15 protein-coding genes and 1 riboswitch are annotated in these 15,581 nt (G+C 69.4%); of the genes, 14 read left to right on the plus strand and 1 reads right to left on the minus strand.

Going from position 1 to position 15,581, the window contains the following annotated elements; genetic code table 11:
* The first annotated feature begins 160 nt into the window (after window positions 1-160).
* Window positions 161-262 (plus strand): AURKAIP1/COX24 domain-containing protein, encoded by a 102-nt coding sequence (locus GXZ33_RS02870; protein ID WP_003855542.1) that lies wholly within the window; start codon window positions 161-163, stop codon window positions 260-262.
* 58 nt (window positions 263-320) lie between these two features.
* On the opposite strand, the gene GXZ33_RS02875 is transcribed toward GXZ33_RS02870, so the two are convergent.
* Window positions 321-1,391 carry an HAD-IB family hydrolase gene (locus tag GXZ33_RS02875; protein ID WP_291339342.1) on the minus strand — a complete coding sequence of 357 codons (1,071 nt, stop codon included), beginning with the start codon at window positions 1,389-1,391 and terminating at the stop codon, window positions 321-323.
* A gap of 85 nt (window positions 1,392-1,476) precedes the next feature.
* Between GXZ33_RS02875 and GXZ33_RS02880 the strand changes: the two genes are divergently transcribed.
* The 13 genes from GXZ33_RS02880 (at window position 1,477) to hemL (ending at window position 15,579) form a co-directional block, all read left to right on the plus strand.
* On the plus strand, window positions 1,477-1,713 hold the full coding sequence (locus tag GXZ33_RS02880) for a glutaredoxin family protein (protein WP_291339343.1): 237 nt from the start codon (window positions 1,477-1,479) through the stop codon (window positions 1,711-1,713).
* 128 nt (window positions 1,714-1,841) lie between these two features.
* Entirely contained in the window at window positions 1,842-3,173 is a 1,332-nt protein-coding gene (locus tag GXZ33_RS02885) for a glutamyl-tRNA reductase (protein ID WP_291339344.1), read from the plus strand.
* An 11-nt stretch (window positions 3,174-3,184) separates the two neighbouring features.
* Window positions 3,185-4,084 (plus strand): hydroxymethylbilane synthase, encoded by a 900-nt coding sequence (gene hemC / locus GXZ33_RS02890; RefSeq protein WP_291339345.1) that lies wholly within the window; start codon window positions 3,185-3,187, stop codon window positions 4,082-4,084.
* Window positions 4,085-4,110: 26 nt separating this feature from the next.
* The gene (locus GXZ33_RS02895) at window positions 4,111-4,482 is read left to right on the plus strand and encodes a hypothetical protein (RefSeq protein ID WP_291339346.1); all 372 of its coding nucleotides are present in this window, start codon (window positions 4,111-4,113) and stop codon (window positions 4,480-4,482) included.
* 191 nt (window positions 4,483-4,673) lie between these two features.
* The gene (locus GXZ33_RS02900; RefSeq protein ID WP_291339347.1) at window positions 4,674-6,350 is read left to right on the plus strand and encodes a uroporphyrinogen-III synthase; all 1,677 of its coding nucleotides are present in this window, start codon (window positions 4,674-4,676) and stop codon (window positions 6,348-6,350) included.
* 244 nt (window positions 6,351-6,594) lie between these two features.
* Window positions 6,595-7,590 (plus strand): porphobilinogen synthase, encoded by a 996-nt coding sequence (gene hemB / locus GXZ33_RS02905; RefSeq protein WP_040087213.1) that lies wholly within the window; start codon window positions 6,595-6,597, stop codon window positions 7,588-7,590.
* Complete coding sequence (locus tag GXZ33_RS02910; protein WP_291339348.1) at window positions 7,590-8,153, plus strand: hypothetical protein; 564 nt, start codon at window positions 7,590-7,592, stop codon at window positions 8,151-8,153. Before hemB ends, GXZ33_RS02910 begins: the two co-directional genes overlap by 1 nt.
* Before the next feature lie 28 nt (window positions 8,154-8,181).
* Complete coding sequence (locus GXZ33_RS02915; RefSeq protein WP_291339349.1) at window positions 8,182-8,661, plus strand: hypothetical protein; 480 nt, start codon at window positions 8,182-8,184, stop codon at window positions 8,659-8,661.
* Window positions 8,662-8,671: 10 nt separating this feature from the next.
* The gene (locus GXZ33_RS02920) at window positions 8,672-11,281 is read left to right on the plus strand and encodes an HAD-IC family P-type ATPase (protein WP_291339350.1); all 2,610 of its coding nucleotides are present in this window, start codon (window positions 8,672-8,674) and stop codon (window positions 11,279-11,281) included.
* Between the two features lie 45 nt (window positions 11,282-11,326).
* Window positions 11,327-12,385: a uroporphyrinogen decarboxylase gene (gene hemE, locus GXZ33_RS02925; RefSeq protein WP_291339351.1), complete on the plus strand. Its 1,059-nt coding sequence runs from the start codon at window positions 11,327-11,329 to the stop codon at window positions 12,383-12,385.
* A 2-nt stretch (window positions 12,386-12,387) separates the two neighbouring features.
* Entirely contained in the window at window positions 12,388-13,803 is a 1,416-nt protein-coding gene (locus GXZ33_RS02930; protein ID WP_291339352.1) for a protoporphyrinogen oxidase, read from the plus strand.
* Window positions 13,804-13,812: 9 nt separating this feature from the next.
* A riboswitch (guanidine-III (ykkC-III) riboswitch) is annotated at window positions 13,813-13,876 on the plus strand.
* A 22-nt stretch (window positions 13,877-13,898) separates the two neighbouring features.
* On the plus strand, window positions 13,899-14,213 hold the full coding sequence (locus GXZ33_RS02935; protein ID WP_291339380.1) for an SMR family transporter: 315 nt from the start codon (window positions 13,899-13,901) through the stop codon (window positions 14,211-14,213).
* Between the two features lie 64 nt (window positions 14,214-14,277).
* Complete coding sequence (hemL, locus tag GXZ33_RS02940) at window positions 14,278-15,579, plus strand: glutamate-1-semialdehyde 2,1-aminomutase (RefSeq protein ID WP_291339381.1); 1,302 nt, start codon at window positions 14,278-14,280, stop codon at window positions 15,577-15,579.
* Window positions 15,580-15,581 lie beyond the last annotated feature (2 nt).

Here is a 15,581-nt window from a genome sequence, read left to right on the forward strand (position 1 = left end):
TTTCAAAGGGGAGTCACTTTTGGTCGCCCGGCAGGGCGCCGGTATGATGGACCGCATTCGTGCCGACGGTACCTACCCGCGCAGCCAGCGTGGCCGAGAGTGCACCTCGAGGAATGTCGGCAGGTTAAGTACGTACTCACTCACTATCTGAGGAGACCCCATGGGTTCTGTCATCAAGAAGCGCCGCAAGCGCATGTCCAAGAAGAAGCACCGCAAGATGCTGCGCCGCACCCGCGTTCAGCGCAGGAAGCTGGGCAAGTAAGCCGTGAACACCACAGGCCGTCTCCTCCGGGAGACGGCCTGTGGTGATTCCGGGTGCCTCACAGCTCGTGTGGGGCGCCGGGCGGACGTTTCCGGACCAGCCGCCAGGAGCCCACGCTCACGGCCGTGGTGAGCAGTGCGGGCAGTCCGAAGGTGCGGACCGCGCGCCGGACCGAACGGTAGTCACGGATCTGCCAGCCGCGGCGCTCGGCCTCCCTGCGCAGCTTGGTGTCCGGGTTGATGGCCACCGCCGTGCCGACCATCGAGAGCATGGGGATGTCGTTGATGGAGTCCGAGTAGGCGGTGCAGCGCTGCAGGTCGAGCTGCTCGATGGCGGCCAGGGCGGCGACGGCGTGCTTCTTGCCGGGCCCGTGGAGGATGTCACCGACGAGACGTCCGGTGAACCGGCCGTCCTCCACCTCGGCGACGGTGCCCAGCGCCCCGGTGAACCCGAAACGCTTCGCCAGGATGTGGGCCAGCTGGACGGGCGTGGCCGAGACCAGCCACACCTGGTGGCCGGCGTTGAGGTGCATGCGGGCCAGCTCGCGGGTGGCGGGCCAGGCCTTGTCGATCATGGAGGAGTCGACGATGTCCTCGCACAGTTCCACGAGCTCGTCGACACGCCTGCCCTTGATGAACTCGAGGGCCTGGTTACGGCCCTCGGCGACGTCGGCGGCGTTCTCGGAGCCCGTGAAACGGAACTTGATCTGCTTCCAGGCGATGGGGAGGACCTCGGAGGGGCGGAAGTACTTCCGGCGGGCCAGACCCATCGCGAACACGATGAGGGAGGAACCCTGGATGAGGGTGTTGTCCACGTCGAAGAAGGCGGCGGCGCCGACGTCCTGGGGGATGTCGGGGTCCGGTTGCGAGATGTGGATGCCGCCGGCGGCCTCGATGGAGCCGGAGACGGAGTCGACGCCCGAGGAGAAGGCGTCGAGCTCGATGCCGAAGGTCTCCCGGACGGCGGCGGCTGCGGCGGCCTCACCGGCGGTGCGCTGGGACTCCTCGTCGATGGGCGGCAGGGCGCGGTCCTCGAGGAAGCGGCGCAGGTTGCCTCGCGTGGCGCTCCAGCTGGCGAGGAACTCCGCAGGCGTTCCGGGGAACAGGGGATCCGGGTGGGAGGGGCTCACGTCGCGGTCCGAGCCTTCCTGTGTGTTTGGGTGGACGGGTGGGGCGGTATCGTGTCCATGGTAGGCCCGGATGAAGGAGACTGTGATGGCTGAGTCGGTGGAGCTGCTGATCCGGTCGACGTGTGGCTCGTGTGGGCGCGTCGAGAAGCAGATCACGCCTGTCGTCGAGGCGGCGGGGCTGTCCCTCGCCGTGGTGGACGTCGATGAGGACCGGGGGCTGAAACTCGAGTTCGGGGACCGTGTTCCGGTGGTACTCGTCGACGGCGAGGAGTTCGCCTGCTGGGAGGTCGACAGTGACGAACTGGCGGCGGCGCTGGCCTGACCGGGCGGGGCGGCTGTGGATTTCCCGCCCATCGGGGGTATCCTTTTGTATGATCCGCCCCGTGGGTGCGTGTACAGCGCGCCCCGGGGTCTGTGAATTGAAGTAAGCGGAAAGCGGTGAAGGAAAACGTGAGTGTGCTCGTCGTGGGAATGTCTCACAGGTCAGCACCGGTCGCCCTCCTCGAGCGGCTGAGCATGGACGAGACGGTCCGCCACGACACGACCTCGCGCCTGGTGGAACGCCCCTCGCTCAGCGAGGCGATGATCGTGTCCACCTGCAACAGGCTCGAGATCTACTCGGTGACCAACTCGTTCCACTCCGGCGTCCAGGACGTCGTCGAGGTGCTCCACGAGATCTCCGACGTCGACATCGACACCCTCCGCGGCTACCTCTACGTCCGGTACGCGGACGCGGCCGCGGAGCACATGATGGTCGTCGCCTCCGGACTGGACTCCATGGTCGTCGGCGAGCAGCAGATCATCGGCCAGGTGCGCACCGCGTACCAGGAGGCCAGTGAGAAGGGCACCGTCGGCCAGACGCTGCACCGCCTGGCCCAGACCGCCCTGCACACCGGCAAGCGTGTGCACTCGGAGACCGACATCGACGACGCGGGAGCCTCCATGGTCTCCGTCGCCGTCGACGAGGCCCTCGGGCACCTGCGCACCGACAACCTGGAGGGCAGGGTCGCCCTCGTCCTCGGGGCCGGCGCGATGGCCTCCCTGGCGGCGACGCACCTGGGACGGCTCGGTGTGGAGAAGCTCGTCATCTCCAACCGCACCCGCAGCCGCGCGGAACGCCTCGCCGAGCACTCCCGTGAGGCGGGCGTCCCGGCCGACGTCATCGACTTCGACGACCGTGCCTCCGCCCTGTCCTACGTCGACCTCGCGGTCTCCGCGACGGGCGCCGACGACTTCACCATCACCCCCGCCGACATCCCGGCGGAGCGCCCCCGCGACCTCATGCTCGTCGACCTGTCCATGCCGCGTGACATCGACGACGCCGTCGTCGAGTCCGAGGGCGTGCACCTGGTCAACATCGAGCGCCTCCACCAGACCATCTCCGGCCGCGGCGAGAACGCCACCGGCCACGAGGAGGCGCTGGCCATCGTCGCGGAGCAGCTGCAGGAGTACAGCTCCGAGCAGCGGGTCCGCGACGTCGTCCCCGCCGTGTCCGCCCTGCGCCGGCACGCCGCGGAGCTCATCGAGTCGGAACTGGACCGCCTGCGCGGGCGTACCCCGGCCATCGACGACCCCGACTTCGAGGAGGTGTCGCGGACGGTGCGCCGGGTCGTCGACAAGCTCCTCCACGAGCCGACCGTGCGCGTGAAGCAGCTCGCCGCCGAGTCCGGCGTCGTGTCCTATGAATCCGCGCTCCAGGAGCTGTTCGGCCTCCAGACCGAGGCTCCGGCCGTCGCCGTCGACGTCGCCGACCTGCCCGAGGGCAAGCTCACCACCAACTAAGGAGAACACACGTGACCCGCACGACCCTGAAGATCGGTACCCGCCGCTCCAAGCTCGCCACCACCCAGGCCGGCCACATGCGCGACGCCCTCATCGCCGAGGGGTACGACGCTGAACTCCACCTGGTCACCACCGAGGGTGACGTGAACATGGCGCCGGTCGAGCGTATCGGCGTGGGCGTGTTCACCCAGCGCCTGCGTGAGGTGATGGCCGCCGGTGAGTGTGACATCGCCGTCCACTCCTTCAAGGACCTGCCCACCGCCCCGGACGAGCGTTTCCACCTCGTCGTCCCCGTGCGTGCCGACGCCCGCGAGGCGCTCATCGCCCGCGACGGCCTCACCCTGGACACCCTGCCGGAGGGCGCCCGCGTGGGCACCTCCGCCCCGCGCCGCATCTCCCAGCTCAAGGCACACCGCCCGGACCTGGACATCCGCCCGCTGCGCGGCAACATCGAGACCCGCATGGGCTACGTCACCGACGGTGAGCTCGACGCCGTGGTGCTGGCCTACGCCGGCCTGTCCCGCGTCGAGATGGGCGACCGCGCCACCCAGGTCTTCGGCCCGGAGATCATCCTCCCGGCCCCCGCCCAGGGTGCGCTGGCCATCGAGTGCCGCGCGGACGACGAGGAGGCGATCGCCGCGATCGACAAGCTCCTCGACACCGACGCCTTCACCTGCGCCACCACCGAGCGCATCGTGCTCAACCGCCTGGAGGCCGGCTGCACCGCCCCGGTCGCCTCCCACTCCACGATCGACGCGGACGGCACGATCCACCTGACCGCCGGCGTCTTCGCCCTCGACGGTTCCGAGCAGCTCCTCTACGAGGGCACCGGCACCGATCCGGTGGCCCTCGGTGAGGCCGCCGCCGCCGATCTCCTCGGCCGTGGCGCCGCGAATCTCATCGACCGGTGATGATTTCGCTGTAGACTGGTCAGACCATGGCTGTTCTCAAGATCACCGACCGGCAGGTCACCGTCACCCTGGACTGGTGGGAGAAGATCGCCGCCCGGCGTTCCCACCTCACCATCCCCACCCGGGTCATCACGGACGTCCGGGTGGTCGAGGACGCCTGCAGCCTGGCCGCCGCCGTACCCGCGCACAAGCGGGCCCCCGGCACCCGGATCAGGGGTGTGACCAGCACGGGCACCTTCACAGCCAACGACGGCTCCCGTGCCAGCACCTTCGCGGTGTGCCACGGCCGGGGCCCGGGCATCCTCATTGACCTGCAGTCCGCGACGGTCAACCGCATCATCATCTCCACCCCGAAGGCGGACGAGTACGCCGAGAAGCTGGCGCGCATCGTGCGCTGACCCCGCTGACCCCGCTGGCCCCGCAGTGACCCCGGGGTCACATTTTTTCGTAATCCGGGCTTCCTAAATTAAGGTGTGAATACCACACCATCATTTCCCCGTGATCGTATGGCCCCCTTATAGGCACGAACACGGGTGTCGATGTGTTTCCAGACCTGTTGTGAGCATTCCCCACACTAGAAAAGATCCGTATGAGCATGGCCCCTCAGACCTCCCAGCCGGGAAAGGTCGTCTTCGTCGGTGCAGGCCCCGGTAACCCCGATCTGCTGACCGTGCGAGCCCGCGAGGTACTCGCCGGCACGACCATCGCAGTGACCGACCCAGGCGTGCTCACCGGCGTACGCGAGGTGCTCGCCTCGGCGCTGCCCGTCCCCCAGGAGCGTCTCGACGCCGCCGAGGCCGAGTACGAGCGCATCTGCGCGGAGGCCAAGGCCGCGGGTGCCCGCCGCCGACCCCCGCGCCCGCCGGCCCCGACCGCCGCGGACGTCCGTGAGGTCGTGGAGGGTGGCACGGCGGACGTCGTGAAGCAGCTGTCCGACGCCCTCGCCGAGAACAACGGCGACGTCATCCGCCTGGTGACCGGCAACCCGCTCACCCGTGACCAGACGATGGCGGAGATCGCCGCCGTCGCCGCCGCCGGACTGGAGTTCCAGGTCGTGCCGGGCATGTCCCTGCCCTCGACCGTGCCGTCCTTCGCCGGCATCGCACTCGGCTCGACCTACACCGAGACCGACGTCACCGAGAACAACGTCGACTGGGACCAGCTCGCCTCCGCCCCGCAGCCGCTCGTGCTGCAGGCCACCGCAGACGACCTGCCGACCATCGCCGCGGAACTCACTGAACGGGGCATGGGACCCGAGACCCCCGTCTCCGTCACCGTCAACGGCACCACCCGCCTGCAGCGCACCCACGACGTCACCCTGGGCACCCTCGGCCGCCTCGACGCGGAAATGCCCGGCCAGCTCGTGGTCACCCTGGGCAAGGGCGTCGACGACCGCACCAAGTACTCCTGGTGGGAGAACCGCCCGCTCTACGGCTGGCGCGTGCTCGTGCCGCGCACCAAGGAGCAGGCCGCGTCGATGAGCGCCCGACTCTCCGGCTACGGCGCGATCCCGCAGGCCGTGCCGACGATCTCCGTCGAGCCGCCCCGCAACCCGGCGCAGATGGAGCGCGCCATCAAGGGCATCGTCGAGGGCCGCTACCAGTGGGTCGTGTTCACCTCCGTCAACGCCGTCTCCGCGGTGTGGGAGAAGATCGTCGAGTTCGGCCTCGACGCCCGCTCCTTCGCAGGTGTCCGCCTGGCGGCCGTCGGCACGAAGACCGCCAAGGCCATCAGCGACCTGGGCATGACCCCCGAGCTGCTGCCGGCCGTGACCGAGCAGAACGCCGCGGGCATCGTCAAGGTGTTCCCCGAGTACGTCGAGGACCTCGACCCCGTCGGGCGCGTCCTGCTGCCGCGGGCGGACATCGCCACCGACGTCCTCGTCGACGGACTCGTCGACCTGGGCTGGGAGGTCGACGACGTCGTCGCCTACCGCACCGTCCGGGCCGCCCCGCCGTCCGCCGACATCCGCGAGATGATCAAGTCCGGTGGCTTCGACGCCGTCTGCTTCACTTCGTCCTCGACGGTGAAGAATCTCGTCGGCATCGCCGGTAAGCCGCACCCGCGCACCATCATCGCGTGCATCGGTCCCATGACCGAGGCCACCGCGAAGGAGATGGGCCTGCGCGTCGACGTGGTCCCGGAGATCGCCGAGGTCCCGGAACTCGTCGACGCTCTCGCGGACCACGTCGCCGGACTGCGTGCCGCCGGGCAGCTGCCGCCGCCGCGCAAGAAGCGCCGCACGCGCCGGAAGACGACCTCCTAGTCCCGGAAGCCTCACGCGCCTGTCTCAACCTGTCGAATCTGTTCTCGAGGGCATCCCGCGACCTGCGGAGACGATGACCCCGTCCAGACAGAATCGACAGGTTGAGACAGGCGCTTCCGGCATCAGGCGCATGCACTCCTGAATTCGTGGGAGCAGGCGAGCGCCTATGATGGCGGGGAACACCGACTGACCCACTTTTCCGGAAGGACCAGCGCCCGCTGTGACTGACCAGTCCACCCCTTTCCTGTCTGTGCCCACCCGTCGCCCGCGCCGCCTGCGCTCGAACCCGGCGATGCGTGAGCTCGTCGCGGAGACGGCTCTGCGCCCGGCGGATCTCATCCTGCCGATGTTCATCGCCGACGGCATCGACGCCCCGCGTGCGATCTCCTCGATGCCGGGCGTGCAGCAGCACACCCTGGACTCCCTCAAGCGCGCCGCCCACGAGGCCCTCGAGGCCGGGGTGCGTTGCGTCGACCTGTTCGGCGTGCCGCTCGACGAGGACAAGGACGCCGACGGCACCCCCTCCTGCCGGGAGGACGGCGTGCTCAACCGCGCGCTGGTCGCCATGCGTGAGGAGTTCGGCGATGACCTGCTGCTCATGGCGGACACCTGCCTCGACGAGTTCACCGACCACGGCCACTGCGGTGTCGTGCGGGAGGACAGGTGGGGGCGGGCGGTCGTCGACAATGACGTCACGCTGGACCTCTACCAGAAGATGGCGGTCGCGCAGGCCGACGCCGGCGCCCACATCGTCAGCCCCTCCGGCATGATGGACGGCCAGATCCTGGCCATCCGTGAGGCTCTCGACGCCGCCGGCCACGAGGATGTCTCGATCATGGCCTACTCCGCGAAGTACGCCTCCGCCTTCTACGGTCCGTTCCGTGAGGCCGTCGGGTCCTCCCTCGAGGGAGACCGTCGCACCTACCAGCAGGACCCGGCGAACCTCCGGGAGTCGCTGCTGGAGGCGGAGCTCGACATCGACGAGGGTGCCGACTTCATCATGGTCAAGCCGGCCATGCCCTACCTCGACGTGCTCGCCGCCGTCGCCCAGATGTCCCCGGTCCCGGTCGCCGCGTACCAGGTGTCCGGCGAGTACGCGATGCTGCAGGCCGCCGCCGCCAACGGCTGGCTGGATCTGGAGGCCGTGATGATGGAGTCGCTGACCTCCATCAAGCGTGCGGGTGCGAACCAGATCCTCACCTACTTCGCGACGGACGCGGCCCGACTGCTGAACCGCTGATGACGGACACCGAGAAGGACACCGGCACCGGGAAGAGGCCGGAGGCGATCCGCCTCATGCTGCTGTTGTTCGCGGTGGCGGTCGGCGGGGAGATCATCCACCAGATCCTCAACATCACCATCGGGTTCATGGACCCGTCCGCGCTCCTCGCCGCCGCGAAGGAGGCGATGAGCGCGGAGCAGATCGCGGAGATCTCCGAGAGCGGTCTCCGGACCACGGTCATGGCGTCGATGCTGCTGGCCGGTGGTCTGGGCATCGCCGTGATGGGCCTGCTGGCGTTCATGCTGGTGCTCATCCACCGACGCTCCAGCTACGCGGGGCTGGCGCGCCGCATGCTGCTGGTGTTCGGCTTCTACTTCGGCTTCCGCATCCTCATGCTGTTCATGGCCAGCCCGGGCGGAAACAACGTACCCGTGGCAATGTATCTGGTGGACGGCAGCGTCCAGATCCTGGTGGGCGTGGCCGCTGTCCTGGGTCTGATCTTCTCCTTCCGGGAGGAGACCCTGAAGTGGACCCGTGAGATCGACGCATCCGGCAGACGGATTGACCCGCGAAGGAAGTGAACCGCCAGTGCCCAGCATGTTCCCCGGTATGGTCCCCTCGCCGGACGACCCCAACCGCGGTCCCCGGCGGACGTCGTCCGCGGCCGGGTCGGGCACCTGGCCCGGCGCGCTGAAGTGGGGGTACTACGTCTCCGTGGCGGCCGCGATCCTCATGGTGGTCACCGGCCTGGTCGGGTTGGCGCACGATCACGGGGCGGATCCCGGGGTCAGTGCGGAGGTCGTCGACGCCTTCCACCGCAACGTGCGTTTCATCGGCGTCTACAACATCATCGCGGGTCTGACCGTCGCGGCCCTCGCGGCGCAGCTGAGGTCGGGTGGCAGGATCTCCCGCCGCATCCTGGTGGGTGTGTTCGCGCTCTCCATCTTCTTCAACATCGCGGCCTTCGCCATCCAGGTCAGCGGGTTGGCGGCTGTCGTGATCTGCGTGCTCCTCGGTGTGGCGGCCGTCATGATCTTCCGCCCGGACGCCAACGCCTACATCGCGCGGATGAGCAGCAGCAACGACTAGTCTGACGGGCATGGACCGCAATGATCAGGTGACGTCGGCGCTCGAGGAGGCCCGGGCTGCGGCGCGGGCTGTCGGGATCGACGTCGACACCGGGCCGCTGCAGGTCGACGACGACCGCCCGAAGGTCTCCTACGCCTTTGAGCTGGAGGGACTCACCGACGCCCCCGACGTCGCCGACATCGAGGTGGCGCTGGAGGAGATCCCGGGTGTGCGGGCCCGGGTGGTGTTCCCCAAGGCGACCGTCTGGATCACCGCCCCCGACACCGTCGACCCGGATGACCTGGCGGCGGTGATCGCGTGCTTCGGTGTCCGCGCCACTCTCACCGACTCCTCGTTGCGCCGGCGCATCATGCGTCCGGACCCGGTGGAGCGGACGCGTCCGAAGGTCCGGGCCAGCCGACTTCCCTGGAAGTACCGTCGTCACCTCCAGGATGAGGAACGTAACCTGGAACGTGCCCGGCGCTCCGGCTTCCTGCTGGAGCAGGAGGAGCGGGAGCGGCTGGAGGCCGCCCAGCCGCGGGACCTGCTGTTCACGGCCCGGGATCTGCTCACCCCGACCCGTTTCATCGTCAGTCTCATCCTCGCGGTGCCGGTGCTGCTCATGTCCCACCTGCAGCCGCTCCAGTTCGACGGCTGGCAGTGGCTCTCCCTGGGGTTGGCGCTGCCGGTGGTGACCTGGGGTGCCTGGCCCTTCCACCGGGCGATGGTCGGTGGCGCGCGCCGCGGCCTGACGGCGTTGGACGCCGCCAGTTCGGTGGCGGTCATCGCGGCGACGATCTGGTCGATCGTCATGCTGTTGTTCACCCCGGCCGGTGACCTGGGCTGGAACTCGACGCCGCACTGGTTCGCGTTCCAGCAGCAGCGCATCGTCGACGGCGAGCTCTTCCTCGACGTGGCGTGCGGCATGACGGTGCTGCTCCTGGCGGGGCGGCTGCTCACGATGCGCACGCGCGTCAGTCTGCTCGAGGAGGTGGACTCCCGCAGGCCGGGGCCGCAGCACATGGTGCTCGTGGCGCCGAAGACCCGGGCGGCGGGCACCCCGGCCCGCAGCCGCGCCGAGGAGGAGTGGATCCCTCTCCAGGAGGTCAACGTCGGCGACGACATCATCATCCTGCCGGGGGAGCTCATCCCCGTGGACGGCACCGTGGTGGGTGGTTCGTGCACGGTCAACCGGGGGCTCATCAACACGGGCGGCCGGGACAACGAGCAGGTGAAGGTCAACTCCTACGTGCATGCGGGTTCCCGCAACCTGGACGGCCGGATCAAGGTCCGTGTCGTCCACACCGGGCACCGCACCCGCCTGGCGGCGATCCACCGCTGGGTGGAGGAGGCCAACATCAAGCAGCACCGGTCGACACTGCTGTCGACCCGGACCGCGGCCATGCTCATCCCGGCGGCGCTCAGCCTGGCGGCGCTGGATTTCCTGCTGTGGGTGCTCATCGCCGGCAACTTCAACGCGGCCTTCGCCACCTCCCTGGCGGTGCTCGCCTCCGTCGCCCCGGTGGCCCTGGCGCTGTCCCCGGCCCTGGCCATCCGCCACGGCATCGAGGCGGCGGCACGGCACGGGATCCTCATCCGGGACGGGGCGACGATCCGGCGGATGGAGATGGTCGACACGGTGATCTTCAACCGGGTGGGCACGTTGGCGGAGAACGTCATGACGGTGGAGTCCGTCACCGCCGCCCGCGGGGAGAACCCGGAGCTCATCCTCCGTGTCGCCGGTGCCCTGGCGCTCGAGTCCGATCACCCCGTCTCCCGGGCCCTGGTGAAGGCGGCCCGCGAGGCCCGTGACACCGGTGCCGGCGGTGACGACGTCCCGCACTGGATCGAGGTGGCGCACGCGGAGAGCGACGGCGCGGGCACCTTCCGCGGTCTCATCGAGCTGCCCGTGACCGCCCCCGACGGCACCGTCACCATGACCCAGGTCGAGGCCTCGCTGTGGCGTCCCCGCACCATGTCCGACCTGCACGGGCGCCTGGCGGCGGCGGTCGTCTCCGGCGGCACCCCCCTCGTGGTGCGTTGGAAGGGCCGGGACCGCGGGGTCATCAGCCTGCACGACACCGTCAAGGACGACGCCCAGGAGGCCGTCGAGCAGCTGGAGCAGCAGGGCATCGAGACGGTCATGCTCTCGCGGGACACGTACCCGGTGGCGCGTCGGTACGCGGACCGCATCGGTGTCTCCCAGGTGCTGGCGGGCATCGCCCCGGCGAAGAAGCCGCAGACCGTCCGTGCCGTGCACACGCAGGGCGCGACGGTGGGCATGGTCGGCGACGTCTCCGTGCTGTCCTCCCTGCGGGTGGCGGACGTGGGCATCCTCGTCGGTGACGGTGACGCCGGCGACGAGGTCGACCAGATCACGCACTCCGGGCACCCGGACGTGGACGTCATCGTGCTGCGGCAGGACGTCTCCGCGATCCCGGAGCTCATCGCCCAGTCGCGCCGGGTGTGCCGCATCATCGACCAGAACATCCTCTTCTCCTGGGTCTACAACGGGGTGGCGCTGGTGGCCTCCGTGGCGGGTGTCCTGCACCCGATGGCGGCGACCGTCCTCATGCTCGGCTCCTCCCTCCTCATCGAGGCCCGCTCCAACAGCGCGCGTACTTTCCGGCGCGTCGTTTAGGCCCCAATTACCCCCGACTACAACTTTTGGACCACAATGGTGCACATGACTCGTCGTTCCATCCCCGATGCCCCGCTCCTTGCCGCTGCTGCCGGCCGTACCCCGTCCCGCACCCCGGTGTGGTTCATGCGTCAGGCAGGACGTTCGCTGCCCGAGTACCTGAAGGTCCGTGAGGGGATCTCCATGCTGGACTCCTGCTTCATGCCGGAGCTCCTCGCGGAGATCACCATGCAGCCGGTCCGCCGCCATGACGTCGACGCCGCGATCCTCTTCTCCGACATCGTCGTGCCGCTGCGTGCGGCCGGCGTCGGCGTGGAGATCGTCGCCGGTCGCGGCCCGGTGATGGACAAGGCCATCACCACCCGCGCCGACATCGAGGCCCTGCCGATCCTGGACCATGAGGTCACCGAGGTCACCGAAGGTATCGGCATCATCCTGGACGAGCTCCAGGACCACCAGGCCCTCATCGGTTTCGTCGGCGCCCCCTTCACCCTGGCCAGCTACCTGGTCGAGGGTGGCCCGAGCAAGAACCACGAGAAGACCAAGGCCATGATCCACGGTGAGCCGGACACCTGGCACACCCTCATGGAGCGTCTGACCCCGACGATCGTCTCGTTCCTGCGCCAGCAGATCGACGCGGGCATCGACGCCATGCAGCTCTTCGACTCCTGGGCCGGTTTCCTCACCGAGCGTGACTACCGCGAGCACGTCCTGCCGTACTCCGTGGAGATCCTCAAGGAGATCGAGGGCGAGATCCCGCGCATCCACTTCGGTGTCGGCACCGGTGAGATCCTCGGCGCGATGTCCGAGGCCGGTTCCGAGGTCATGGGCGTCGACTGGCGTGTGCCGCTCGACGTCGCCGCCGAGCGCATCCACGCGGCCTCCGGCCCGAAGGTCCTGCAGGGCAACCTGGACCCGGCGATCCTGTTCGCTGGCCGGGAGGCCGTGACCTCCGAGGTCGCCCGCATCAAGGCCGAGGCGGCCCGTGCCATCGAGGCCGGTCACGCCACGTCCCACATCTTCAACCTGGGCCACGGCGTCCTGCCGAACACGAAGGCCGAGGACATCACCGAGGCCGTCGCCATCATCCACGAGGAGAACTAGCGGTGGAACCCACCAGGTACGCCATCATCGGCGCCGGCCTCGCCGGCCTGACCAGCGCCTACGAGATCCGCAAGGTGGATCCGAAGGCCGTCATCCATGTCTTCGAGGCGGAGGACCGCATCGGTGGCAAGCTGTTCACCGTGCCCTTCGACTCGGGTCCCACCGACATGGGCGCCGAGGCGTACCTGGCCCTGCGTTCCGACGCGACCGACTTCTTCACCGAGCTCGGCCTCGCCGATGACCTGGTCAGCCCTTCGGGGCTCCGGTCGCTCGTCTACTCCGACGGGGAGCTGCGGGGCCTGCCGGCCGGCGGCGTCATGGGCATCCCGTCCTCCTCCGGCCCGGTGGAGCACGTCGTCTCCGCGGAGACCGCGGCGCGTATCGACGCCGAATCCGACGCCCCCTCCATCGACTGGGAGGTGGGGGGCGACGTGAGCGTCGGAAAGCTCGTGTCGGAGCGTTACGGCGCGGAGGTCACCGACCGCATCGTCTCCGCCCTCCTGGGCGGCGTGTACTCCTGCGCGGCCGAGGACCTCGGTGTCCGGGCGACGGTGCCGCAGCTCGCGGAAGCCCTCGACGAGCTCGTCGAGACGGGGCAGCCGGTCACCCTGGCCGCCGCCGTGAAGATCTGCGAGGCACGCCGCACCCCGCGCGACCCGGGGGCGACCCCGGCGCCGGTGTTCGCCACCTTCCGGCACGGCTACGCGCAGGTCTACGAGACGCTGGCGGAGAAGTCCGGGGCGGACATCCACCTCGACGCCTTCGTCTCCTCCGTCACCCGTGACCTGCGTGGCTTCCACCTCAAGGGGCCGGGCGTGAACCCGGAGGAGCCGTATGACCGGCTCATCGTCGCCACCCCGGCGCCGACCACGGCACCGCTGCTCAGGGACGTCGCCCCGGCGGCCTCCGCGGCGCTGAAGTCCGTGAAACTGGCGTCCTCGGCGGTGGTGGGCATGAAGTTCGACTCGGACGAGGGACTGCCGGAGAACTCCGGCGTGCTTGTGGCCATCGACGAGCCCGGCGTGCAGGCCAAGGCCTTCACCTTCTCCTCCCGCAAGTGGCCGCACATCGGCGAACGTGGCGGGGCGCTGGTCCGCGCCAGCTTCGGGCGCTTCGGCGACGACGCCCTGGTGCGCGCCGAGGAGGACCTGCTCGTCGACGCCGCCCTCGATGACCTCCGGACGATCACCGGTTTCGACGGCCGCGCCGCCGGCCTGTCCGAGATCTACGTCCAGCGCTGGTTCGGTGGGCTCCCGCGTTACGACGAGACCCACCTGGCCACCGTCGCCACGGTCCGGGAGGCCGTCGCGGAGGTCCCGGGACTCGAGGTCACCGGCGCGTGGGCCGGGGGAGTGGGCGTGCCCGCCGTCATCGACGACGCACGCGCCGCCGTCGCCCGCGTGATCCAGGTAGGATAAACGCCCGTAACCAGCCCGGAGTCCCGGGCCCGGACGAGGGAGCCGTACCCGGTGCTGCGACAAGACGGCCAAGAAGGTTCCCCGTGTCCGTCACCATGTCCTGGATCATCCTCGTCCTCTCCGGAGCGTTCGAGGCGGTGTGGGCGATCGCGCTCGACAGGTCCGTCGGGTTCACCCGCCTGTGGCCCTCGGTCGTGTTCTTCGCCGCGCTCTTCGTGTCGATGGGCGGCCTGGCGATCGCCCTCAAGCAGCTGCCCGTGGGCACCGCGTACGCGGTGTGGGTGGGCATCGGGGCGTCGATAGCCATCGTGTGGTCCTTTGCCACGGGGCAGGAGGCCTTCACCCTCCTCAAGGCCCTGTTCCTGACGATGATCATCGGCGGGATCATCGGACTGAAGGTGGTCAACTGACCGGGGGGAAAGTTTAACCCCGGTTGACCCCGGTCGTATGATGGTGGCCATGACTCTGAGCTCCCTGACCTCCGCACGCACCCAGAAGTCCGCGCAGCTGCACGAACGTGCCCGCACCCTCATCCCCGGTGGGGTGAACTCCCCGGTCCGCGCCTTCGGTTCCGTCGGCGGCCAGGCCCGTTTCATCGACTCCGCCCACGGTTCCACGCTCGTCGACGTCGACGGCAACGAGTACGTCGACCTCGTCTGCTCCTGGGGCCCGATGATCAACGGCAACGCCCACCCGGAGATCACCGACGCCGTCGTGCAGGCCACCGCGAAGGGTCTGTCCTTCGGTGCGCCGACCGAGGCGGAGATGCAGCTCGCCCAGATGATCATCGACCGCACCTCCGTCGAGGAGGTCCGCCTGGTCAACTCCGGCACCGAGGCCACCATGTCGGCCGTGCGCCTGGCGCGTGGCTTCACGGGCCGTTCCAAGATCATCAAGTTCGACGGCTGCTACCACGGCCACGTCGACGCGCTGCTGGCCGCCGCCGGTTCCGGTGTGGCGACCTTCGCGCTGCCGGACTCCCCGGGCGTCACCGGCGCCTCCGCGGCCGACACCATCGTCGTGCCCTACAACGACCTGGCGGCCGTGAAGCAGGCCTTCGCCGATCACCCGGGTGAGATCGCCGCGGTCATCACCGAGGCGGCGGCCGGCAACATGGGCACCGTCGCCCCGCGTGAGGGCTTCAACGCCGCACTCAAGGAGGTCGCCCACGCCGACGGCGCGCTGCTCATCATGGACGAGGTCATGACCGGTTTCCGCACCTCCTACTCCGGCTGGTACGGCGTCGACGGGGTGGCCGGTGACCTGACCACCTTCGGCAAGGTCGTCTCCGGTGGCCTGCCGGCCGCCGCCTTCGGTGGCCGCGCCGACATCATGGAGCACCTCGCCCCCTCCGGCCCCGTCTACCAGGCGGGCACCCTGTCGGGTAACCCCGTCGCCATGGCCGCCGGCATGGCCTCCCTGCGTCTGGCCTCCGAGGACATCTACCCGCTGCTCAACCAGCACGCCGACCGCCTGTCCGGCATGATCTCCGAGGCCCTGACCCGCGAGGGCGTGGCGCACCACATCCAGCGCGCCGCCACGATGTTCTCCGTGCGTTTCGCCGAGGGGGAGGGCCACAACTTCGCGGACATGAAGGCCGCCGACACCTTCCGTTTCCCGCCCTTCTTCCACGCGCTGCTCGACCACGGTGTCTACGCCCCGCCGAGTGTCTTCGAGACCTGGTTTGTGTCGACCGCCCTGAGCGACGATGATTTCACCCGTATCGAGGAAGCTCTCGTCCCGGCCGCCCAGGCCGCGGCCGCCGCCACCGCGTAAAG

The sequence above is a fragment of the Corynebacterium sp. genome, assembly GCF_012838985.1.
In the GTDB taxonomy this organism is placed as follows: Bacteria; Actinomycetota; Actinomycetes; order Mycobacteriales; family Mycobacteriaceae; genus Corynebacterium.

Coding starts and splice junctions, on each gene's coding strand:
- GXZ33_RS02895 (WP_291339346.1), top strand. CDS start 4,111: ATGGCTGTTCTCAAGATCACCGACCGGCAGGTCACCGTCACCCTGGAC.
- hemE (WP_291339351.1), top strand. CDS start 11,327: ATGACTCGTCGTTCCATCCCCGATGCCCCGCTCCTTGCCGCTGCTGCC.
- GXZ33_RS02900 (WP_291339347.1), top strand. CDS start 4,674: ATGAGCATGGCCCCTCAGACCTCCCAGCCGGGAAAGGTCGTCTTCGTC.
- GXZ33_RS02880 (WP_291339343.1), top strand. CDS start 1,477: ATGGCTGAGTCGGTGGAGCTGCTGATCCGGTCGACGTGTGGCTCGTGT.
- GXZ33_RS02915 (WP_291339349.1), top strand. CDS start 8,182: ATGGTCCCCTCGCCGGACGACCCCAACCGCGGTCCCCGGCGGACGTCG.
- GXZ33_RS02870 (WP_003855542.1), top strand. CDS start 161: ATGGGTTCTGTCATCAAGAAGCGCCGCAAGCGCATGTCCAAGAAGAAG.
- GXZ33_RS02935 (WP_291339380.1), top strand. CDS start 13,899: ATGTCCTGGATCATCCTCGTCCTCTCCGGAGCGTTCGAGGCGGTGTGG.
- GXZ33_RS02910 (WP_291339348.1), top strand. CDS start 7,590: ATGACGGACACCGAGAAGGACACCGGCACCGGGAAGAGGCCGGAGGCG.
- GXZ33_RS02920 (WP_291339350.1), top strand. CDS start 8,672: ATGGACCGCAATGATCAGGTGACGTCGGCGCTCGAGGAGGCCCGGGCT.